The following is a 22871-nucleotide window of genomic DNA, read 5'->3' as shown; positions in this document are numbered from 1 at the left end:
TAGCGTTAGAAGAGATGGCTAATGCTCAACATCGACCATTAAAAGCCCAAGCGTCTCGTACAGCGCCCGTTCGGTTTTGTATAGATGGCTCGCCGAAGGAATCCAGTAGCGAACGCTATGAGCCGACTCGAACTGCGTTAAAAAGTGGGTAGGGGCAGCGACAGGTAAAAGCCCTACCGCTTGAAAGTGGCGCATGGCACGCGGCATATGGGAAGCAGAGGTGACCAGTATGACTGGCGCGCCCTGCCCTACTAAATCACGAACCGCCCGGGCTTCCTGGCCGGTATCGGTTGGCCAATCCAGTACGCGTATGGATTGCCGAGGCACACCTAGTGCATGCGCGGCTTCGAGATAACCCCGAGCCACTGGCGCTATCGAAGTATCACGGGCGGCCCCTGACACGACTAGCGGCACATCCTGTAATTCACGCCATAACCGTATGCCTTCCATTAGGCGAAGCGCTGAACTTTCACTCAGTTTGGCTACGCTGGAAACAGGCGCCTGCGGCTGCCAGCCTCCGCCCAGTACCACTATCGCAGCAGGAGCCTCTACTTCAGCGACATCCAAAAGCGCCGGGTAGCGCGTTTCGATCGGCGCCAATAAGCGCTCTGCAATCGGTGCCCAGCTAGCCAGGAGTAGAACCGTCAGCCCCAAGGCAAATAGCGCACGCCCCGAGTACAAACGTTTTAGCCAAACCAACCCTAACCCCAAGAACAGCAAGGCCATGCTTATCGGCAAGGGCATTAAAAGCGGCGACGCAAGGCTTTTTATTAAATCGTACATGGCAGCCTTCATTGGCGCTTTCTATTCAAAGGGCACCCACCGCTGCGAGCTTCAAACGGATGGCCTTCGATACTTTCAAGCAATTTAAGTCGCCATGGCACTCTATTGCTGAAAATAGTTCAGATACCAGGGCATGGCTTCGCCAATACCGTCGACGATGGTGTGGCTGGGCGCATAGCCCAACAAGCGAGCTGCCTTGGTGATATCCGCTTGAGAATGGCGCACGTCACCTGCTCGGAAATCCCGATACGTCGGGTCTTGTGTATAACTGACACCCTGCTCAGCTAGCCCGTTGCGCAAGTATTCGAACAATAGATTTAACGTTGTGCGGCCACTCACGGCTACGTTATACACTTCGCCCTGCGCTTCGTCTTCCGCGGTCGCCGCCAGCAGGTTGGCCTGCACGGCGTTAGCGATATAACAGAAATCACGACTGGTTTCGCCATCGCCGTTAATGAAAAGTGTTTCATCCTGCAACATGGCGCCGGCCCACTTGGGAATGACCGCTGCATAGGCTCCATTGGGGTTTTGCCGTTTTCCAAAAACGTTGAAGTAGCGCAGACCAGTAGCTTTAAAATTGTAGGTGCGAGCGAACACATCAGCATACATCTCATTCACTACCTTGGTAACGGCATACGGTGATAGCGGTTTGCCTATGCACTCTTCCACCTTGGGTAGCGCTGGATGATCGCCATAGGTAGAGCTCGATGCTGCATATACAAAACTTCTTACTTCGGCGTCCTTGGCCGCCACCAGCATGTTCAGATTACCCGTGATGTTAGCCGCGTTGGTCGCGAGCGGGTCCTCAATCGAGCGCGGCACGGAGCCAAGCGCGGCCTGATGCAATACGTGATCGACCGACTGCCCATCGACCTGCATGGCCGCGCGACAGGTATCGGGATCGCGAATGTCTCCTTCGATAAAGCTAAAGCGTGCCCACTGCTCGGCGCTTACCAGAGAACGCACCTCATCCAGATTTGCCTGAAAACCGGTGGCGAAGTTATCCAATCCCACCACGCGTTGATCGAGTTTCAAAAGCGCTTCGATTAGATTACTGCCAATGAAACCGGCACAACCGGTCACAAGCCAGGTACGAGAAGTGGCCTTCAGCTCGGCCTGGAGCGATACAATTCGACTCATTACATTCCTTGATACGTGGTGAGATCGTTTTACATCGAAGCGCTCGACTTACAGTCGCAGGTCGGCGTCATGTTTCGGCAGCACGTATTTTAAATCGTAAAGTACATGCTCAGGCTTACCCCAGACACGAATACCCTGCGCGCCCAGCTCACAAAACTCCCGGTGCGCAACGGCCAGTATCATCGCATCATAGGCACCCGCCTTGGGGCTCTCGACGGGAGTAATACCGTATTCAGCTTCGGCTTCCGCTTTGTTGACCTGAGGATCATACACATCGACGCAGACGCCGTAATCGGCCAGCTCGGCTAGAATATCGACGACACGCGTGTTGCGAAGGTCAGGGCAGTTCTCTTTAAAGGTCAACCCCAGCACCAGAACGCGCGCGCCCTCAACGTGAATGCGCCGCTTGATCATTTGCTTGACCAACTGGCCTGCCACGTAGGCGCCCATGGCATCGTTCAAACGGCGCCCTGCCAGAATCATTTCCGGATGATAGCCGACTTGCTGGGCCTTGTGCGTGAGGTAGTAGGGATCCACACCGATACAGTGTCCCCCTACCAACCCCGGGCGAAAAGGAAGAAAATTCCACTTTGTGCCTGCCGCTTGCAAGACCTCTTCGGTATCGATATCCAGTCGATTAAAGATCAGCGCCAGTTCGTTGATCAAGGCAATATTGATGTCGCGCTGCGTGTTTTCGATCACCTTGGCGGCCTCAGCGACCCGAATACTGCTGGCCAGATGCGTTCCAGCCACGATGACCTTACGATAAAGCGCATCGACGAACTCTCCGATTTCGGCGGTAGAGCCCGAGGTGACCTTTTTAATGGTGGTGACGCGGTGCTCCTTGTCACCCGGATTGATCCTTTCCGGGCTATAGCCCGCAAAGAAATCCTGGTTATACACCAACCCGGACACCCGCTCGACGACAGGAATACACTTCTCTTCAGTGGCCCCGGGATACACGGTGCTTTCGTAAATCACCACGTCGCCCTTGGAAATCACCTGACCTAGCGTTTCGCTGGCTTTAATCAGCGGGGTGAGGTCGGGCTGACGGCTGGCATCGATCGGCGTGGGGACGGTCACGATATAGACGTTACACGCGCGCAGTGCTTCGAGCTCGCTGGCAAAGCTAAGCTGTTTGGCTTCCGCCATCAGCGCGGGCTCGACCTCCAGAGTATGGTCTATGCCATCGCGCAACTCAGTAACGCGCCTCTTATTGATATCGAACCCTACTGTGGGTAAGACTTTACCAAACTCGACGGCCAGTGGCAGGCCCACATAACCAAGACCAATGACCCCCAGATGGACGTTATCAATATTAAGCACGGACGCTTCCTTTCAATGAGCATGAGAGTAATGAGATAGTGATATCTCACCAATACGGCAATACTAAACCGCCAGCCACACGAGCACTACAGCTCTTTAAAGCTTTCGATTTCACATCATCAACGCTTTCACACTTTTTTAAAAAAGTGTGGCAAAACACTAATTCCAGGCCATGTAAGCGTAAGCAAAACAACGCGCGGGAAAACACTGTAAAACCCACGCCTGTCACAACAAAATTCTAGTTCTCAGGACCTACCCTGACTTATTAGATATGTACCTTTTGCCGGGCAGATCCATGGTGCTAAATAATAAAAGCAAAAAATCTTCCACGCTCACTGGCTTATTAAAAAGTACATGACACTTCCTTTATGATAAGCGCAGATTTGATGCTTATTAACCCGCTGTACTAACGATACCCTTGGGGATTTCTCTGTTGCCAGCGCCAAGTATCGACCATCATGGTGGTTAAATCACGTTTGGCTTTCCATACCAATTCACGCTCTGCCAAGGTGGGATCCGACCAGCAAGTCGCGACGTCACCGGGCCGCCTGGATTCAATACGATAAGGAATAGTTACGCCCGATGCGCGTTCAAAAGCATCGATAACTTCCAACACCGAATACCCCTGGCCTGTCCCCAGATTCCACGTATAGCAATCATTCTTGTTATTCAGTAACGTGTTCAGTGCGCACAGATGCCCCTCTGCCAGGTCCATGACATGAATATAATCGCGTACACCGGTACCATCCGGGGTAGCGTAATCACTGCCGTAAACGGCTAAACAGTCGCGGCGCCCAACCGCGACCTGGGCAACATAAGGCAATAAGTTGTTTGGAATCCCCTGAGGGTCTTCGCCTATTTGACCGCTTTCGTGCGCGCCTACCGGATTGAAGTAACGCAAGCGCGCGACCGACCAACGCGTATCAGAGTGTGCAAGGTCCTGAAGGACTTCTTCGACCATGAGCTTTGATCGACCATACGGATTGGTAGGCTTACCGGTAGGAAGCCCTTCATGTAGCGGCATGGGATGCTCATCCCCGTATACCGTCGCTGACGAACTGAATACAAGCTTAAAAACACCCGCGGCCTGCATGGCCTGACAAAGCGTTACGGTTCCGGAAACGTTGTTTTCGTAATAGGCGAGCGGCTGACTCACGCTTTCGCCCACGGCCTTGAGACCGGCAAAATGGATGACTGCGCTAAATTCGTGCTCGTTCAGCAGGCGATCCAACAACCCCCTATCGCGGATATCTCCCTCCACAAACGTAAGCGTCCTTTCGGTGAGCGCTTCTACTCGAGCGAGTGACTCACGTGAAGCGTTGGCAAGATTATCCAGTACGACGACAGAGTACCCAGCTTCGAGGAGAGCCAACACTGTGTGCGAACCAATATATCCCGCCCCACCGGTTACAAGGATAGTCATGGGTTGGCTCCCTTTTGAGTGGCAAGGCTCATTACTTCGCTAATCGTGTCACAGGTTTTTTGAATTTCCCTCTCCGTCAACGTAGGGTGGCACAAAAACATCAAGCTGGTTTCACCCAGTTCCCTGGCGACAGTTAGCGGTTCTTCAGGCCGCCAGCCCGTGCCGTCGAACGCCTTTTCCAAATAGACTTCAGAGCAGGAACCGGAAAAGCATGGCACGCCGCGATCCACGATTTCATTCATGATGCGATCACGGTCCCAATCCTGTTGGAGTTGAGAGGGTTCGACGAATACGTAGCATTTGTAGGCGGCGTGCTCGATGTACTCGGGCACCAAAGGCACGCGTAGCCCATCGGACTCACTAGCGGATTGCCAGATCCGCTTGGCATTGGCTTGGCGAGCCGCTTTCCACTCCGGCATGCGGGTCAGTTGGATACGGCCGATAGCGGATTGCATTTCCGGCAGCCGCCAGTTGGTTCCAAAGCTTTCATGTAGCCAACGAAAGCCGGGCGGGTGCTCACGTTCGTAAACCGCTTCCCAACTTTTACCGTGATCCTTATAGGCCCACATTTTTCGCCAAAGCGCTTCGTCGTTGGTGGTGACCATGCCGCCTTCACCACCGGTCGTCATGATTTTATCCTGACAAAACGACCAGCAGCCGACGTGGCCAAAGCTACCGACGCTCTGGCCTTTGAACGTGGCGCCATGAGCCTGGGCGCAATCCTCGATAACGTGCAAACCGTGCTCGCTAGCCAAGGCCATGATGGACTCCATGTTACAGGGCCAGCCTGCCAAATGAACGGCGATGATCGCGCGTGTATTGGGCGTGATCTTTTCGGCGATGGACATCGCGGTAACATTCTGTGAAGCATGGTCTACGTCGGCAAAAACCGGAACCGCGCCCGCTGTAACGATACTGGAAGCCGTCGCCAGGAAAGTACGCGATGTGGTAATTACCTCATCCTTACCTCGCCCTTCTCCCTCACCAATACTTAATCCCTTTAACGCCAAATCCAGGGCTGTCGTGCCATTGGAAACTGCAATCGCGTATCCACAGTTGGCAAACTGAGCGAACTCACGTTCGAACTGACGACCTTCCTGGCCTGTCCAGTAGTTAACACGGTTGGAGAGCAGGACACGCTGCACCGCTTGAGACTCTTCCTCGGAAAAGGAGGGCCATGGAGAAAAAGGGCCACTTAGCATGCGATCACCTGATTTTAAAATAATTGAATGAAGGGGAAGAGCGACTCATCGAATCACGGGTCGGGCAGGCACGCCAATTACCGTTTGGCCATTTGAAATATCAGAGACAACGACGGCCCCTGCTCCTACGGTAACGTTATGGCCAATATTCAACAGCTGTATCACGCTTGCGCCAATGCCTATCCAGCTGGCTTCGCCAACCGTGACAGCGCCGGCTAATGAAGCACCAGGGCACACGTGTGAGCCGTCGTGCAGGAGGCAGTCGTGATCGATACTGGCTCGCGTGTTGACCACGCACGCCTCGCCCACACGGCTATCGATTTGTATGACGGCTCCTGCAAATATGACGCTACCTGCACCCAACGCCACAGTGCTACTGACATAAGCCGAGGGGTGGACGAGCGTTATCAAGGGAGCATCGAGGGCCTTGAGGTCTCGCGTTTTTTTCAACCGCACGTGATTATTGCCGATACCTACGATGACGCCATCGAAATCGTGCAACTGCTCCAATAATGCCCGGGTATCGCCAATAACGGGCCAAAGACCGTTACTTTGCAAGCTCGGCCAGGCATCATCGAAGAAGAGTATGTGCTGCCAGCCGCATAGGGACGCCGTCTCCGCAACGACTTTACCGTGGCCGCTGGCGCCCAAAATGGCCAAGCGCTTCATTTGCCACTTCCCGTGAATTTGGTCATGGTCGCTTCACCTTCTGCGCTGATGCCATCTCTCACCAGCACCTTTTTCACAGTAAGCATCAGAATTTTCAAATCGAGCCAAAGAGAGTGGTTGTCTACATACCATACGTCCAGCTTGAACTTGTCGTCCCAGGAAATAGCGTTACGGCCGTTAATCTGTGCCCAACCGGTTACGCCGGGTCGCGCTTCATGACGCCGGTATTGCTCGGCGCTGTAAAGCGGCAAATACTCCATTAAAAGCGGCCGAGGACCGACCAGACTCATATCGCCCTTGAGCACATTCCAAAGCTCCGGCAGCTCGTCCAGACTAGTGGCACGTAGAAAATTACCAAAACGAGTCAGGCGCTGATCATCCGGTAGCGGGTGACCCTGAGCATCATACGCATCTTTCATGGTACGGAATTTAACCATCTCAAACGGTTTTCCATGGAGGCCCGGACGAATCTGGCGAAACAGAACGGGGGAACCCAGCTTGCCACGAACCAGCAACGCCACCACCAAAAGCACGGGAGAAAGCAAGCTCAGGGCGAGCAGAGACACGAGGAAATCAAACAGTCGTTTCATTGGTAAACCCGACGTATATAAATGAAGATGATAATTCGCCAACGCGGCTATTCGTTTCGAGCGTCGCCCTGCGTAACACGGTCCGAACGAAATCGAGCAAGGTTAGGGCTTTTAAAACGGTTCCAAAGATAGTGATTTGATGCCACACGTCTTTTCGCTTGCAAAGCCTCTGATCAGCCGAACGAGAGCCCCGGATCAACGCAAACAGTAGCGTTCAAACAACTCCCAAACGCGATGCTGGTCGAAGTTTTCCAATGCCCACTGCCGTGCATTCGAGTAAATTTGCTCGGTCTCTTTTGGATTACGCCGCATGCGCTCGATATGTTGCCAAACAGCTTCAACGTCACCAAAAGGAACACGCACTCCGCTTACGCCCTCTGCAACGCTATCGCGCACGCCTACCACATCGAAACCAACCGTAGGGACGCCCATGGCCGCCGCTTCGATTGCGACGTTGCCAAACCCTTCTCGGTGCGTAAGAAACAGATGTACGTTCGCGATGGCAAAATACGCAGAAACATCGTCTGTGAACCCTACATGGCTCACATTACCGATCGTTTGGATACGCGTTAACACTGACTCACAGCCCGCCTCAATGGGCCCGACCATCACAAAGCGGATATTCTCGTTCGACTGCGCGGCGCGTTTTGTTAACGCCTCCATTTCGGCCAGCCCTTTCTCCATCGAGATACGGCCAACCGTGAGCACAACGAACGCATCTGGCTCAATGCCGAGCGATTTTTTTAGTTCCTGCAATGTATCATTACTAACGTTTGCCGGATCAAAATGATCAGCATTTACACCGTTGCTGGAGCCGCCACCCAGGACGCGCCCCTTGCGGGTGAAAAAATCGCCGGCATGGCGGTACTCGGCCATCAAGGAGCGCGATACGAAAAGCACCTCGTGGGCGCAAAATACGGCGATACGATCGAAGGTTAAATACAGCGATCGGGAAAAACCCGAAAAATTCTCATATACCCGGCCTTTGAAAAACACCACGCGTCGAGATTGACGCGTCAACCAGGCCGTTATCGAGCCAAGCAGAATTGCTTTGGGAGTGGCCACGAGAACCATGTCGTAACGAAAGCGTAAAAAATGAAACAGCAGTTGGAGCAGAGCGGCCAAATCTGCTCCTATCCGCGGAGGGCGCACCATTTTGATAGGCACGACCTTCCCAACGTCACGCCGCCGAAGCAGCTCGATTTCATCGGCGGACCCGCCGCATAAAAGCGTGAGCTGAAAGCCTTGCGCCTTCAAATGTTCGAGCTGCCCACGATACAGTACGTTAAATGATATCGCGTCCGTCACCACCAAACAGAGACGCTTCATGATTTTTCGGCCATGTGCGCTTGATTGACAGGAAGTTGCAACGCTTGAACGGTCTGAATTTCACTCAGGACTTTCGCTTTTTCTGCTGCTTCAATGCCCTGCTGATTTCGCCGGCGCCGAATGACGTCCATCTTTCCCAACCAGTTCAGCAACGTCACAGCGCTTGACTTGGCATACAGTGCCATTAGCCCTTTAGTACGCACCCTGTTCGTAAACCGCCCCTTGGCATCTTCACGTATTGAGATACGCCCTACCCGATAGGCAAGCAATAACTTATTGGCGGTGACATTGCCATCCTCCCGATAGTAATAAAGAGGCTCGGGAATGATAGCGATGTTTAAATCATCTTTCGAAAATGAGCGTATCCATAGATTGGTATCCTGCGACTTGGGGAGATCTTCTCGGTATCGGTTTCGCATAAACCACTCTTTACGCCCGAGAATCGATGCATGAACGATACCCGCCTGCCCAGCTAAAAGCGCCTTTTCTGTTATATGGTGGTTTGGAGAAACACAGCGAATACCGACAGGCTCCCCGTCATCGGTCAATGAACATACGCCCGTTCCCACCAGATCAAGCTCAGGGTGTTCCATTAAACATTCGAGCTGCTTTCGGATACGATCCGTATCCATGAGATCGTCTGCATCCATTCTTGCGACAATATCGTATTTCGCTAAAGAATTGATTTCATTCAGCCTGGTTGCCAGCCTTTTATTTTTTCCGTCCGAGTAGACACGAACGCGCGGATCGTCGATAGAACGAGCGATATCGAGCGACTTATCGGTAGAACCATCGTCGACGAGGATAAGCTCCCACTCCTGGTGAGTCTGTGCAAAGACCGACTTGATGGCATCGAGCAGAAACTGCTCTGAATTGTAAAAAGGAAGCCCTATCGATACTGGAGGCAGCGCTTTATCTACCATACAAAGATATCCATATTGAAGGAGTAAGGAGAAAGATTGCTAAACGTGGACGTCGTTAGGACGAAGTACATAGCGGTGACGCACAAAAACCCCATCGCCAAAAGAATGCGCGTCGTTGTGGTGCCAAGCTGCTGAAACACCATGGGCCATAAAAGTATCGACATAGAGCTAAAATACAAATGCAGTCGCAGTACTCCCGATGGATTAACGCTCGACAGGGTCGAGGCCAGCGTCGGGACCAGACCAATCAAGTAGATATTGAGCAACCGTGCGTACCATCCGTTAGGATCGGGAACATAGCGCTTAAAGATATAGAGCATGACACCTTGTCCGAACAGGAAAGCCACCGTGACTTCGCCTCCCCCCTCTCCCGCTTCTGCATAGGTAGAAAATCGGTCACTAAGAAGCTCCGATGCCAACCCAACAAATACGCTCAAAAAAGCGACCGCTATCACGGTAGTGAATCCGAGAATGGCCAGCCGCTGCCAGCGCACCTGTGTCGTAGCTAGCCAGTAAAGAGGCAACGCAATCAGAGCGGTTCTATGGAACAGCGCAGCGAATGCCACCAACGCTATGTAGGGCCACAGGCGCCGCTCAAGTAAAAATGGAATAGCAAGAAAACAGATCGCTGCGGCAATACCTTGACGCGCGCCGTTGAAAAAAAAGGTGTAGGTGCCCAAGGTTACGAAAAGGTAGACCCCGGTTTCATAACGCTTCACCAGGCGTGTAATAGTTGTTAGATAACAACTGACAACGATGAGCGCGATCAGGACCAGCAGCATCGAGTAGGACTCGGAGAGCGTTCTGGCAATCCAGGACAGCAGGTAGTAGCCGGTATCCTGTCGCTCAATAACGATATCAAAGCTATCGCTTTCGTAAAAATGACGTATATAAGTACCGGTATCCGTACCGACTCGCCTATTACGCAGCCCCGCGAATAACACCAGTGCGGTGCCGGTAAAAAAAAGGCCCAGCCGACGCACACCGGAGCTTCCTGCGCGCCGCCATACGCAGGTGTTAATAGTGACGAATATCAGTAGCAGCAAATACGCAATCATGCAGCGTTATATACCTGTTCGAGCCGGCGCGCACCCGCCGCGGATGAAAACCCTGCCTGTTCCAGAATCCTGTGGCGTACATGCTTTTCAGGATGGTCCGCGGTCGCCGCGGACAGTATTGTCTGCGCCCAATCGGCATCGCTAGCCTCAAGCTCGACAAAACGCACCATGTCCATGCCCAATTCCACTTCTGGCGAGACAGCATTGGAAACCACTGCTGGCAATCCCGCCGCCTGAGCCTCGACCAATACTACTGGGAAGCCTTCGTGTAGCGATGGCATTAGCATTACGTCTGCAGCCGCCATCAATTCGGGGATATCGGTTCGCAAACCGAGCACTTGTACGTGGCTTTCAAGACGATGTTCAAGGATCAGGTCCCGAATACGGTCCTGTTCAGGTCCAGTGCCAACCAGGAGCAACTGAAAATCCACTGCTTTTTGCCTTAGTGCCTTCGCAATGAGAATCGAACGCTCATGATTTTTAACGGGCATGAAGCGTCCCACCTGCACGATCACTATCTCCCCGCTATTAATTTTGAGCTCGTTGCGCACCGCTATACCGGATGCCTGTGAAAACCGCTCGATATCGACGGCATTCGGGATAACCACCACGTCCTTTCTACCGGGAAACAAATAATTCGAGGCCGCCCTGCCACAGGAGACGAAACGTGTGGCCGACATGACAATGAGGCGTCTGGCTACACGCTGATAAAGCCGGCCAGCCCGGCTTGCGCTATTGGCATCTTGCGTATTGTGAGAGTGTGCGACCCGGCAAGGTACACCGGCCATACGAGCAGCCATCAAGTGCAGGCCACTGCTGAAAAGCGTATGTGAATGGACCGTCTTCCAGACACCGCTGCATAGCAAACGATAGAGTTTCCAAAAGCGGGAGACTGGGTTAGTCGCGTTGATTCGATGAATACGTCCGCCCAGCTCTTCTATTTCGTCATCGTAATCGCAGCGCTCATCGGTGAAGTAGACGAAATCGAACTGAAACCGGCTGCGGTCGATTTCACGGTACAGGTTCATCACCATGGTTTCTGCCCCCGCACGGTCCATGCGGCCGACGACATGCAGTACACGTGCTAACGCCATCACGATTTTCCCTGAGCCAAATGAGCGGTTCCCTGAGCGTTCGGGCGCTGGACAGCTCCCTGTTTTGCGTCGGCCTCATACATGTTTAAAATTTTATCCACGAGAACCAAACGGTAAGCCAATGTTTGTGGCGATAGCCTATAAGGTCGCTTGGCCTTGAGATAAGCTTTGAGGCTTCGCGGCAAGTGTCTGGAGACCCAGCTACGCCCCGTTCGCAACAATTTAGCTGATCGTGTGGGGGTCTGTTGATCGTTCTCTTCGGAGGGTGCGGATGCCATATCCAGCACCGGGGTGGGAAAGCGCTGACTCTGGCGAAGCGTCGTCAGGTAGTCATTCATGAATCGACGTCCGGTTGTGTTTTGAAAAAACGAAACCGGAGACGCTAGAGACCCCTCGGCATGCGACGGCACGCCGCTATGATCGTGCTTTCTCCAAAGCGTTCTAATGTGTTTTTTATCCCCCTTGGCATGGTCGGGAAGCGCAACGTACGCCTTGAACAACGACCAGCTCATCATGGGAGAGTAATTTTCAACATGGCCACTCACTAGATCGGTGAATGCCGAAACCACCATGGGGATGCGATAGCTGGCATACAGGCGATCCCGCCATTGAACCAGCGTTTCTCCGGGTAACAACGCGACATCAAGTGACGCTGAGCGTTGGTCGAAGAGCGCTGAAAAATGCCGTGTGTTCGCATAATCCTCGAACGTGGCAAACCCCAGTTGCTGCCTTGCAGAAAGCTGATCGGCATAGATGGCGGTCGGAAAAGGAATGTCTCCCCGTAGCGCACAACGAAAACCCGAGCGATAAAACTCATCCCACATGGAGAAGCCATCGGTATAGGCATTAAAGTGATCAATCCTGCCTTCCGAGGCTTCTACAAATCTGTCCAGCACATCGTCGTAGTCACCGCCTTGCGTAGGCAGAAACCGATCCAAAAGCGGTTTTCTGTAGGTATCGGCAATACGCTGCGCTGCGCGTTTGTCATCGAAAACCGTGTCTCGCTGTTCGATGCCCCAGTTAACCAGCTCGACGTTGGAAGCCACGCCGGCCTCTCGTGAAAGCGCCAGTAGCAGCCGGCTATCCAAACCGCCGGACAAAGGCAACAACACCTCACCAGCTTCATGGGAGCCCACGATCTTTTTGATCGTATCGATCACCTGGGATTCGAACTGGTCCAGGTAGTTTTGAGACGACTCTTTACCCGATTGTGGCAGCGCAATGCCCGGTTTTGGACGAGCGTCGATCTGCCATTGACTCACATCCAGAACATACTCAAGACCAGGTTTCACCTGTACGATTTTTTCATCCCAGGCCGCGAAGGGGCCTTGGCAACCGGAGGAAAGAAACCAGCCGGTGGCCGCTTGATTGGGAGCGAATGCGCCCTTGAATCGAACGATCGCTCGCTGCGAAGTGGAGACGACGAGCATTTCGTCATCCATGTAGTACCAAAGCGTGCGAGAGCCGAACTGATCAGTAAAAAAAGATACTTCCTGAGTATTCGCCTGAATAACCGCGTAAGAACCGTCTGCCTGCACGCTGTGACGCTCCATTGACGCTTCTTCATCCTCATCAGAGGCTACCCACCCAATGGTCAGTTGCCCGGCAGCTTGATCGGATACGCTATCGCTATTTTGAATGGCGTAATAGCCGCCCGAGCCACCCGGCCACTCGGCGACGATGTGGTTACAGCGTCCCTGAAGCGAATGGGGCGTCAACATCTCACAAATGCTCTCGAGTCGAGAAAGCGCGCTCCCCGATACAGTCGGGTCTCGAAATTTTATAAATACGTACTGAGCCATAAAGCAGTGATATCCCGTTCGGTGACTAGGCAGACGACGTGGCATTGCGGCGATAAGATGAAAGCCTGGACAACGCCGCACGAAGGGAGCGAATAGAGCTATAGGCGAAAGGCTTAGGCAGTCGAAGGGCGGCCAACAGCACTTTAACCCTGGGCGCAGGTGATGCGCTTTGTCGCGCTTTTCGAGTGCTGGCAAGGTGATTGCGCGCGGCTAGCAAGGCCTCTTTCAGAAAGTCATGTTGAATCGTCATCACCACAAACCAGATGCCACGGTAAATTTTAGTCGCCAGTAGTTGCCGAACGCCCACCGAGGCAGAGTGGCGCTCAACGATGTCGAGAATTAGCCGGTGTGCCGAGAAGATGTGCAAAAGCTTGCGATCCCCGGCGGCGGTGATCGAACCCGAGCGCTGCCGGTACTGATAAAAGCGATTGGGAATGCGTTCGATTTTTCGGGTCAAGAATCCCAGTTCCCAATGAAACGGCCAATCCTCGTAGTAATGCCCTACCGGGAACCGTAACCGTGGATCATCCAGAAGCTCAGCTCGAATGAACTTCAGCCAAGCAAAATGCGGAAGTTTGAAGTATTCGACCTCGGTAAGCGAGCGTGCTTGATGCATATCGATACGCCCGTCGCTCCCCGGCAGCGGTTCGCCGTCATGGAAAACAGCAAAATCGAACATCACCACATCAGCCTCAGTTTCGATCGCTCGAGCAAGGCATGTCTCGACCAGTTCCGGTGCGATCGCATCATCCGAATCCACGAACAGCACAAACTCACCCTGGGCGGCTTCGATACCGGTATTTCGTGCCGCCGACAACCCCGAATTCGTGTCGTGTTGAATCACGCGTACGCGGTCGTCTTCAAGGTGGGCATCGAGCTTGGCCAGCGATCCATCGGTCGAGCAGTCCTCTACCACGATGATTTCAAGGCGGCCGTAGGTTTGGCGACGAACCGAATCCAGGCATTCGTCGAGATAAAACTCAACGTTGAAAACGGGAACAATAATGGATACCAGTGGAGAGGTGTCAGAAATCATGAATCAGCAACCGCCATACGGAGATCGTTATAATGTGCGGGTTCTATCACTGGGTGTGCAGGCTCGCGACGCGGGATGGCGAGAACGTCTTGAACGATCCCGTCGATATTGGAAAGCTCGCCAAGCTCTAAAAAGCGTACTTGAGGAACATCACGCAACCAGTCTGTCCAGGTTTGACGAATCTTATGGTTGGAGTTGGGTAAAACCAGGCACGGAGTTCCCGCCAGTGCGGCCAGGATCATGCCATGAAGGCGGTCGGTTACCACAAGCTGCGCACTTTGAAACTGACTGAGTTTTCCCTGCAGTAATTCGGCACAGCGTTCTGAAGAAAGGCGCGAGCCACCTGCATGGGTATCGGTTACCTCGGTCACCAGTCCTGCATCGGTGAGAGCTTTCAAAAGCGTTTGATGCTGATGATCGCCTAACGAACGCTCACGATCGTCTCGCAAACAAAGCAGCGCTCCACGTGGCTCGACACTATTATTGACCCCGAAATCGACGGCCGTCGCGCTGAGAACGATATCGGGAACAAAACGCACTGCCGGCTTTTTATGGTCGGCAAACAGCTTTTTGAGTTTTTCAAAGCTCACGGCTTCGCGCGCGTGTAGATAAAGGTTTTGATGCCTCGAATATACCCGCACGATTCTGTCGACCGCACGCTGAGACTGCTCGGAGTCATCCCAATCAAGCGTCTGGGGGAAACACACCACCCGATTGCGTGGAAAGGAACGAATGACCAGCTGTCGCAACGCTTCGATATCAGGATACAAAGACCCCATGTTGCCGCCACCGATGATCGTGACGACGTCTTCCTTGACCGCTTGTTTGCGTATCGAGCGAATCACTGCCCGTGTATCGCTAATGGGCACCGATACGAGTTGATGGTTGGGCAGGTGCCGCGAAAGATAGTTTTGTTGCGCAGCCGTGATCGCAAGATCGCCTATGTTTCCATAGTCCGCTGCCAAAAAGACGAAGCAGCGTGGCGCGTCGGGAAGCTGCATGCGTCGTGCAGACAGCACGCCTTGCAATTTTTGCTTGATCGATAAGGGTATTTTACTTTTAAGTGATGTAAGCATCGTTGCCTCTCCGTTTTATTGCCGCTGCCTTTCTCAAAACGAGTAAGAGAAGCACCAGGTATCCTGCTACATTAACGAGCGCAAAAACCGCTACTGCGACGAGGTCGTTCCCGAGATTGGCGCCAATGAAAAGCGACAGTACCCGAGCAGCAGTAATAGCGACTTCATAAATGAGAAGTGTTCCCTGCATGCGCAATACCGGCATTGAAGAGACCGCGGGTCGGGTCGCTAAAACGCTAGCCATCCATAAGGCAACCCAACGCGAGTATTCACCAGCACGCAGCCATTCATCGCCAAAGAACCAGGGAAGCAAGATGTCCCCCCATAAAGCGATGACACCAAAGGGAACAATCCCGATGCACGCCATCCCAAGCGTGGCACGCTGTATCAACGGCAACGCGTTCGCGGGATTTCGACGAACGGCTTCTGTGACGCGGGGGAAAAAAACCTCCAGCACGGATTGCCCAAGCAGCATGATCGGCGCGCCGAGAACCAATGTGGTGATGGAGTATTGCCCGGCAATGGAAGCGCTGAACAAGGAAGTCAGGACGAGCACCGGAAGTCCGAGAGACGCTGCATTAATCATGCTTTGCGGCATGCGATAGAGCACAAAATCACGCTGTTCGATCGCGGCCTTGCGAATACCTGCACGTCCGAACCAGCGGCGCACCTCGAAAGCGCCTTTTTTGGGGACGCGGGAAAGCAACATGGTGAAGTTAAGCGCCTTGCCCCCTATCATGATAATAATCAGCAGCAAGCCGTGAGGGGCTAAAAGACCACCGGCCAATTTGCCCAGATTCATTAAAAACGTACTGGCTACGTAGGAGCGCGCCTTTTGCTTGAAAAGCCCCTCTCGAATCGCGGACTGGTTTGCCACTGACAATAGTGCACTTAACAGTAAAGCCACGGGTATCAGATACAACAAGTACGGTGCTGCTTCCAGCCCCAACGAGTGGGCAATCGGTGCGCGAAAAAGCAAAACGATCACAAGCGCGACCGGTGCCATGATAGAAGCACAAACGAGTGACAGCCGAGCGACCGCCGTAGCCCCCTCCTCGGTTTGCGGCATCACGATCGCATTGGCATAGCCAAGTGTGGCAATGGGTGAAATGATATTGATCACTGCCGTGAATGCGGCGAGCGCACCGAACGCTTCGGGGCCGTAAAGCCGAGTAAGAAGCGGCATAAAAGCAAGCGAAATGGCCTGAGCCGCTGCGATGCCCGTTGCCACGGCAACAACGTTGCGCACGAAACTACTTTTGCTGAATTTACTCGCGCGTACGCGCAGCTTGCCCAGAGCTAGACTATTCATCAATTAATAGCGCCATACCGTCGATAATACTCATGAAACTTCCACACCCGGTTGATGGGAGGCGACCTACTATCTCGTAGCCTTGTTCAACGTCTTGAAGAAACACATCCCTGATAGGCTACTGCGCAAAAATCACCAGGATGTAATCCCGCGTCTCCAACCGTACCCTGTGCCTCGCTACGCTTTCCCACCGCGGGCCCAAAGGGCCGCAGTATTCGTTATAGCTCCCAGGGCGCTAACCAGGCGCATTATTGATGCTCGAGCGGCCTGACTTGAGCTTTCAAACCAGCCAGGCCGTTCGAGCGAGGGTTTACTCGTTGACTGATTTATAGCTGTACTGGTAGTAGCCATAGCCGTAACTGTTGGCCGCCTTTTTCTCCATGGCATTCAAAATGGCACCTTTCACCACTACGCCTGCCGCTTCCAGTCGGCGAGCTGCGTGCTGTAGCTCTTTCAACGTATTGATTTCAAAACGTGCCAATAACAAGGTCGTACCACAATGACTACCCACCACGGCGGGGTCGGTCACTGCCAGTACTGGCGGAGTATCCACGATCACCAGATCAAACTGCCGCTCGGCTTCACTAAGTAGCTGAGCGAAATGCTGGCTCATCAATAGCTCGGAGGGATTAGGCGGCGCGATGCCTCGAGACATATAGCTCAGCCCCTCTACTTGGCTTGCGCGCACCTGTGTTTGCCAGCCACTGCGACCAGAAAGTACGTCAGAAAGGCCTTCGGCGCTTTGCCCACCAAATGCATGATGAATGTGGCCCTTGCGCATGTCCGCATCAATTACGAGGACCTTTTGCCCTGCCTGAGCGCACACGGCGGCCAGGTTCACCGCTATAAAACTCTTACCGATACCGGGGCTCGAACCGGTGATCATCAAACATGAATTTTTGGCTTCCATCATCGCGAAATGCAGGCTAGTACGAAGACCACGCAGCGCCTCTATGGAAAGATCGGTAGGGTCGTGCTTGGCCAAAATGCCGCTGATGACCTGATGGCTTCGTTTATCTTTTTTACCTTTTACTTTACGTACCAGTTTCTGCTGCGCTTCCGATAGCGGGATCGTTGCATATACCGGCAATCCGCTTTGCTCGATCTGTTCGGCGGATTCTATTCCCCGGCGAAGAAGTCCCAGCGCCAGCACTCCTCCAACGGCCAACATTCCCCCAAGCAGTGTCGCGACTATTACGATGAGCGATTTTCTCGGCGCAATAGGGCCACCGCCTACGAGGGCGTCATCGATGATACGCACGTTGCCCACGGTGCCGGCGCGGGTCATCTGTAGTTCTTGGGTTTTGTTCAACACGTTAACGTAAATGGCTTGCGTCACTTCCACTTCGCGCGTTAGACGAACGATCTCCTGCTGGGTTTCAGGAAGCTGGCTGACCTGCTCGTCCAACTGATCCAAATCGTTTTGTAGACGTCGCTTTTGGCGTAAAAGCGCTTGGTAACTCGGGTGGTTTGGAGTGAAGCGCTGAGACAGCTCCGCCTCCTGAAGTTCCAGTTCGTTGAGGTTTTGCTCCAACGCGATGTAGCGGTTGATTGCTGCCTGAGACTCGCTGTTAAGATCCACGCTTTCGGCGTTGACCCGGTATTCGTTGAGACGGTTTTCAGCGGAGTTGAGCTGCTCGCGCAGTTCCGGCGACTGCTCTTCCAAAAACGCCAGGCGCTGTTCGGCCTCAGCGGATTGCCGCTCGACGTTTTGGGTCAAAAACGTTTCTATAACTGCATTAAGAGAGCGGCGAATAGCCTGCCTATTTTCACCCTTCAAAGTGAGTTTGAAGATGCCGGTACTGCCGCCACGTCCACCACCACCCTGCTCGCTTACGCTCAGATTACCTCTCAAGTGGTTAATAGCATTGGAGCGAACCGCTTTGGTCAAGATGAATTCAGCGCCCGGAGTAGCAGAGAGCTCTACCACGCTCACCTGTACGGCGCCCTCAAGGAAGCTGCTAAATTCGCCTACCCGGCCATTACCCAAACGCTCGCCGTTTAACCATAGCGAGTACTCGCTGGCAGACTCGTTTTCTACTTTCAGGGTGAAGGGCATACCACGGTAGGCATCGTCCACTTCGAGTCGGCCGACATCGATACTCTCGTTACCCCATACACTTGCGTGGCCTTGCATGAAGTCAGGCCGATTGATACCGCGGCGCTGAATGAAGCCGCCAATAAGGGGGAGCGTATTAGGTGTTACTACGGTATCGAGCGAGATGCGATCGACCACTTGGCCTAGCACCATGCGCGACTGCAAAATCTGCACTTCGGCAGACGTCGAGGACTCACTCTCCGGCCCCAGCATGTCGCCCAACCCCTCCAGCGGGTTGATCGACGATCGCTTTTCGACTTGTACCAGCGCATCCCCCTGGTAAACAGGCGTTGCGCTCAAGGCCACGAGAACGCCAATAGCGGCGAATATCCCGGTGATTCCCACAATCCACCACTTTTTGTCCAGCAGCAGACCGAATAGGCGGCCTAAATCGATTTCATCACTATCGTTTCCAACAGGGCGCTGGGCCGTCACATCACTCATGCTTTGGCTACATCCATTTTGGCTATTCAGGGGCGACGTTACGCCAGCTTCGAGACCCAGGCTTGTACGGCCTGATCCATTAGCTGGTGAACGTGCTGAAATATTTCCGCACTTTTTCGATACGGGTCAGGGATATCCTTGCCCCGACCATTTTCAAGCCACTGTCCTAGCCGCATCGTTTTGCCAAGCGCGGCTGGGGAAAGCTCTGCGACAGCCAGACGCTGCTGGTCGCTCATGACTAGTACCAGGTCGGCGCGATCGAGCATCTCTCGGGTAAGCTGGCGAGCCTGATGGTCACCCATCTCGACCCCGTCCTTCTCAGCCAAGGCACGAGCATTGGCATCGATTTGGCTACCTACCAGCGCGCCCAACCCGGCAGACGAAAACTGCTTGCCCGGCAAGCGCTTTCGAAGCATGGCCTCCGCCACGGGGCTACGGCATACGTTGCCCACACATACCACTAAAATATGCTGAAACATGGCGGTGACTATCCTGCTTCGAATCGTTATGGCGACGTTATATCAGAGTTTTATTGCAGATCACGTGAGTCGGAAATACTGCCTGCGGCATAGCCTGGCAAGCGAACGGACGGCAGGAGTTGACTGATCACACGGTTCCAGCGGGCAATCGGCGCGGTGGTCACGTACACCACGTCGTTGGGCTGCATTCCAAACCTGCTTCCCAGCACGAAGGCAGCGGCATTGCTTATATCCAACTGATAAACGGTCGCCAAGCGGTCGCTGCCCAGTTCATTACCGCGAATGACAAAGATGCCCGAAGGTTCGGCGGTGACTTCATTGACGCCGCCCGCCAGTGACAGCACATCAGACAGCGATAACCGTTCGCTACCCAAACGAACATTACCAGGCGAATTCACCTGCCCCATAACGGAAACCGCTTGGCTTTCAGCGCTGGGTATGTGCAGCACATCGCCATCTCGCAGCAACCGGTTTTGGGTTTGATCACCTTCACGCAGCAGCCTGAACAGAGAAAGGCGCTGCTCTACGCCGTTTCGAGTCAGATATATCTCGTGCCAGTTCGCTTGCTCGGTCGCGCCCCCCGACTGGCTCACGGCATCGATTAAGGTGAGCGGTACGGTCGTGACGGGTACGCTACCCGGATTTGCTACGGCACCGCTTACCTGCACCTTCTGTGAGAGAAAAGCAGCGACGCTAACGTCCACCTGAGGCGTTTGAATAACGCCGCTCAGGCGCTGAGTCAGCAGTTCGCGCACCTCTTCGAGGGTCAACCCGGCAACCTGTACACGGCCAGCGAAGGGGTAAAAAATAGTGCCGTCGCTGCGTACTCGATTGCCGCCCTCTTCCGCTCCACGTTCGCTGCCGGCGGGAATGGTCAATTCAGGATGATCGTATACGATGATACTCAGCACATCGCCGGCGCCGATCCGGTACTCCCATTCATCGATTGCCTGGCGAAGCTCGTCTGGCATGGGCGTAGCGCGGTTGCCTGTTTGAGGCATGGTCGCTAAAAGCCCCGGCGTAATGGGCTGAACATCAATTAGATTATCGATGGGCGCGGCTTGTGTATTGGCATCAAGGTGCCCGCCCGGCGCCAGCGCACAGCCGGAAAGCGTCAGCACACCGGCAAGAGCGCTCAGGTAAACCGCAGCAAGAGATAGCCGCCGCAAAGGGCGGAAGACGAGATATGGCTGAAACATCCGTTTTACTCGATGTAAAAAAATCCACCTGCACGGCTAGCGCCAGCAGATACCTTGAATACTTTGAAACACGCTCTTAAATGAGCGGCAATGCTACCTAAATCTGCTGTGCTAAACCAGCCGCAATGTCTCTAAACACGCTACAGGCTTGCGCAAGACACCAGCAGGACTAGTCTGCACAACCACGTCACTACTAATAATGCATGACGCATGGAAAACATTTCATGGGAGCCTTCTAGCCTGTCCAAAAACGCCTTAAAAAGAGCTTTAAAGCGTAGTCTCTTGCTTGCCAGCGATAACGTATTGATTTCGATCTCTAAGCGAGGGTCAATTATGATTAACAAAACCCTTTTAATGCATATCCACTTAACGGCCCATAACTCTCTAAGTAAAAAAACCTTATAAAAGAATTTACTTATTTAAAACTCGGCATATTTTCCGAATCAAATACTACGCTTCATTTTCTTAAACGGATAAATCATCATTTAGGCTTACCGATAAACGGCTTGAATGTTAGCCTGGATCTATTCTCCAGGATATTTACGGGTTACCATTCAATCCAAATCTGTGGCCGCCGCTTCTTATGACTGGATCAGGCTTCCGATACTCGCATGAGCAACACAATACCTGCATGCTTTATAAGCCAAAATGGCGGCTACTCACTTTATCTGGAGATAGAGCAATGTTAAAAAAAGCATTGATTTTATTGGTCGCAGGAGGCGTGCTCGTCGCTTCGCTAGCCTCGGCGCAAACAACGCCTGATAGCGCAACATCGATCGAAAGCGGTGTCGAGCCTGGCGGCTCTGCCCCAGCTAGCAACGCCTCAAGCTCTAGCGCTGCCGGCCAGAGCACAACCACCACGTCGGCTAGCGCAGGCGTTACGGCAGGAGGCGCCGCACCGGGCGGTTTGTCTGGCGCGTTGAACACCAGTGCGACCACCTTGACCACCAGCACGCCCTCCCAGGTGGCAGCCGGTATCGCCGCAGAGTCATCCGGCGCCAGCGGTACGAGTGGCACCAGCGGTACAACGGGTACGACCGGAACGCGCTGAGGCTACGCTTGAAATACATAAAATCGCGCCGGGCTAATCGCGACATGGAGATGTGCAAGAGCCGCTTTTTAGCGGCTTTTATGCGTCCTGCTTCCCCGTTTTTCACTCGTGTTTTCAATGGCGAAAGAAAAAGCCGTATGCAAGCGCTCAAGACGGTGACGGGCGCCATCAGTTTAGTAGCAATAGCAGGCTGTAGTGTGCTCGAAAGCTCTCCTATAGGCCAAGCCATCGTGGCACTGGATCCGAGCAAGGGCCGGGCAACGGCTTCTCAGGCAGACAGGATACCGTATGCCTCTTTAGCGTTCGATGGCTCTACCCAGCGCGGCCTGCTGGTATTGGGCGCTCAAACCGGTACGCAAACGCACTGGCCCCACCAACGTGGCTTTTTAAGCCTGGAAAGTGGTGGTTTACATGCAGTGTCCACTCCAGAGGGAGACTTGTTGACCACGCGCTATTATCTTGACCGCTCGGCCACTGCTGATTCTCTTGCCGCGGCCGGCGAACTGCCCTGGCAGCGTTCGCAACCCCGCTTCTGGATAGAACGCCACTGGGTCGATACCGATGGGCTCAGCCATGCTCATCGCGCTGAGGGGCATATGACGTGCAAAGCACCTCGAGCACGTGCGCTATTGTTGACCGAGCTGCTGCTTCAGCCCTGCGACGTCACGTATACCTGGGATAACGGCCGAACGACCAGGGCTCAGTGGTGGAAAGACCCCGCGACACAAAGGCTGTGGGAAGTGGATGAATTAGCCTGGCCCGGTGGCCCTGACATCAAATGGCAAGTGGCTCGCCCCTGGTGGGATAGCTAATTCGCCACTACGGCGCTGATAGTCA

Annotated in this window: 20 protein-coding genes; 1 reads left to right on the top strand and 19 read right to left on the bottom strand. The window is 53.7% G+C overall.

What is annotated here, in order from left to right; translation table 11 throughout:
• Positions 1-18: 18 nt before the first annotated feature.
• The 19 genes from ACGLWX_RS17330 to ACGLWX_RS17240 all read right to left on the bottom strand — a co-directional run bounded on the left by ACGLWX_RS17330 (position 19) and on the right by ACGLWX_RS17240 (position 21937).
• Positions 19-795, bottom strand: a complete 777-nt coding sequence (locus tag ACGLWX_RS17330) for an ElyC/SanA/YdcF family protein (protein WP_396241596.1) — start codon at positions 793-795, stop codon at positions 19-21.
• A gap of 90 nt (positions 796-885) precedes the next feature.
• Positions 886-1923: an SDR family oxidoreductase gene (locus tag ACGLWX_RS17325; protein WP_396241594.1), complete on the bottom strand. Its 1038-nt coding sequence runs from the start codon at positions 1921-1923 to the stop codon at positions 886-888.
• A 48-nt stretch (positions 1924-1971) separates the two neighbouring features.
• Positions 1972-3249 carry a Vi polysaccharide biosynthesis UDP-N-acetylglucosamine C-6 dehydrogenase TviB gene (gene tviB, locus ACGLWX_RS17320; protein WP_396241592.1) on the bottom strand — a complete coding sequence of 426 codons (1278 nt, stop codon included), beginning with the start codon at positions 3247-3249 and terminating at the stop codon, positions 1972-1974.
• A gap of 406 nt (positions 3250-3655) precedes the next feature.
• Positions 3656-4672 (bottom strand): UDP-glucose 4-epimerase GalE, encoded by a 1017-nt coding sequence (gene galE, locus ACGLWX_RS17315; RefSeq protein ID WP_396241591.1) that lies wholly within the window; start codon positions 4670-4672, stop codon positions 3656-3658.
• On the bottom strand, positions 4669-5874 hold the full coding sequence (locus tag ACGLWX_RS17310) for a DegT/DnrJ/EryC1/StrS family aminotransferase (protein WP_396241589.1): 1206 nt from the start codon (positions 5872-5874) through the stop codon (positions 4669-4671). The genes galE and ACGLWX_RS17310 overlap by 4 nt, the downstream gene beginning before the upstream one ends.
• Positions 5875-5919: 45 nt before the next feature.
• On the bottom strand, positions 5920-6543 hold the full coding sequence (locus ACGLWX_RS17305) for an acetyltransferase (protein ID WP_396241587.1): 624 nt from the start codon (positions 6541-6543) through the stop codon (positions 5920-5922).
• Positions 6540-7133 carry a sugar transferase gene (locus ACGLWX_RS17300; protein ID WP_396241585.1) on the bottom strand — a complete coding sequence of 198 codons (594 nt, stop codon included), beginning with the start codon at positions 7131-7133 and terminating at the stop codon, positions 6540-6542. Before ACGLWX_RS17300 ends, ACGLWX_RS17305 begins: the two co-directional genes overlap by 4 nt.
• A gap of 195 nt (positions 7134-7328) precedes the next feature.
• Positions 7329-8462 (bottom strand): glycosyltransferase, encoded by a 1134-nt coding sequence (locus ACGLWX_RS17295; protein ID WP_396241583.1) that lies wholly within the window; start codon positions 8460-8462, stop codon positions 7329-7331.
• Positions 8459-9385 carry a glycosyltransferase family 2 protein gene (locus ACGLWX_RS17290; RefSeq protein ID WP_396241581.1) on the bottom strand — a complete coding sequence of 309 codons (927 nt, stop codon included), beginning with the start codon at positions 9383-9385 and terminating at the stop codon, positions 8459-8461. Before ACGLWX_RS17290 ends, ACGLWX_RS17295 begins: the two co-directional genes overlap by 4 nt.
• Positions 9379-10368, bottom strand: a complete 990-nt coding sequence (locus ACGLWX_RS17285; RefSeq protein WP_396241579.1) for an EpsG family protein — start codon at positions 10366-10368, stop codon at positions 9379-9381. Before ACGLWX_RS17285 ends, ACGLWX_RS17290 begins: the two co-directional genes overlap by 7 nt.
• A gap of 71 nt (positions 10369-10439) precedes the next feature.
• Positions 10440-11537, bottom strand: a complete 1098-nt coding sequence (locus ACGLWX_RS17280; protein WP_396241577.1) for a glycosyltransferase family 1 protein — start codon at positions 11535-11537, stop codon at positions 10440-10442.
• A complete protein-coding gene (locus ACGLWX_RS17275) occupies positions 11537-13258 on the bottom strand; it encodes a hypothetical protein (RefSeq protein WP_396241575.1) in 1722 nt (573 codons plus the stop codon). The genes ACGLWX_RS17280 and ACGLWX_RS17275 overlap by 1 nt, the downstream gene beginning before the upstream one ends.
• Before the next feature lie 106 nt (positions 13259-13364).
• Positions 13365-14375: a glycosyltransferase family 2 protein gene (locus tag ACGLWX_RS17270; RefSeq protein ID WP_311960167.1), complete on the bottom strand. Its 1011-nt coding sequence runs from the start codon at positions 14373-14375 to the stop codon at positions 13365-13367.
• The gene (locus ACGLWX_RS17265; protein ID WP_311962090.1) at positions 14372-15451 is read right to left on the bottom strand and encodes a polysaccharide pyruvyl transferase family protein; all 1080 of its coding nucleotides are present in this window, start codon (positions 15449-15451) and stop codon (positions 14372-14374) included. Before ACGLWX_RS17265 ends, ACGLWX_RS17270 begins: the two co-directional genes overlap by 4 nt.
• Positions 15435-16763 carry a lipopolysaccharide biosynthesis protein gene (locus tag ACGLWX_RS17260; protein WP_396241622.1) on the bottom strand — a complete coding sequence of 443 codons (1329 nt, stop codon included), beginning with the start codon at positions 16761-16763 and terminating at the stop codon, positions 15435-15437. Before ACGLWX_RS17260 ends, ACGLWX_RS17265 begins: the two co-directional genes overlap by 17 nt.
• A 310-nt stretch (positions 16764-17073) precedes the next feature.
• The gene (locus tag ACGLWX_RS17255; protein WP_396241573.1) at positions 17074-19305 is read right to left on the bottom strand and encodes a polysaccharide biosynthesis tyrosine autokinase; all 2232 of its coding nucleotides are present in this window, start codon (positions 19303-19305) and stop codon (positions 17074-17076) included.
• A gap of 38 nt (positions 19306-19343) precedes the next feature.
• Positions 19344-19784 carry a low molecular weight protein-tyrosine-phosphatase gene (locus tag ACGLWX_RS17250; protein WP_396241571.1) on the bottom strand — a complete coding sequence of 147 codons (441 nt, stop codon included), beginning with the start codon at positions 19782-19784 and terminating at the stop codon, positions 19344-19346.
• 50 nt (positions 19785-19834) lie between these two features.
• Positions 19835-20983, bottom strand: coding sequence for a polysaccharide export protein (locus ACGLWX_RS17245; protein ID WP_396241569.1), 1149 nt, complete (start codon positions 20981-20983; stop codon positions 19835-19837).
• 636 nt (positions 20984-21619) lie between these two features.
• On the bottom strand, positions 21620-21937 hold the full coding sequence (locus ACGLWX_RS17240) for a hypothetical protein (RefSeq protein ID WP_252109648.1): 318 nt from the start codon (positions 21935-21937) through the stop codon (positions 21620-21622).
• Positions 21938-22078: 141 nt separating this feature from the next.
• Between ACGLWX_RS17240 and ACGLWX_RS17235 the strand changes: the two genes are divergently transcribed.
• Positions 22079-22846 (top strand): hypothetical protein, encoded by a 768-nt coding sequence (locus ACGLWX_RS17235; protein WP_396241567.1) that lies wholly within the window; start codon positions 22079-22081, stop codon positions 22844-22846.
• Positions 22847-22871 lie beyond the last annotated feature (25 nt).

This window comes from Halomonas sp. HMF6819 (assembly GCF_044335525.1).
In the GTDB taxonomy this organism is placed as follows: Bacteria; Pseudomonadota; Gammaproteobacteria; order Pseudomonadales; family Halomonadaceae; genus Vreelandella.
The sequence above is the reverse complement of the archived record's forward strand: the minus strand, read 5'-3'. Positions and strand labels throughout refer to the sequence as shown.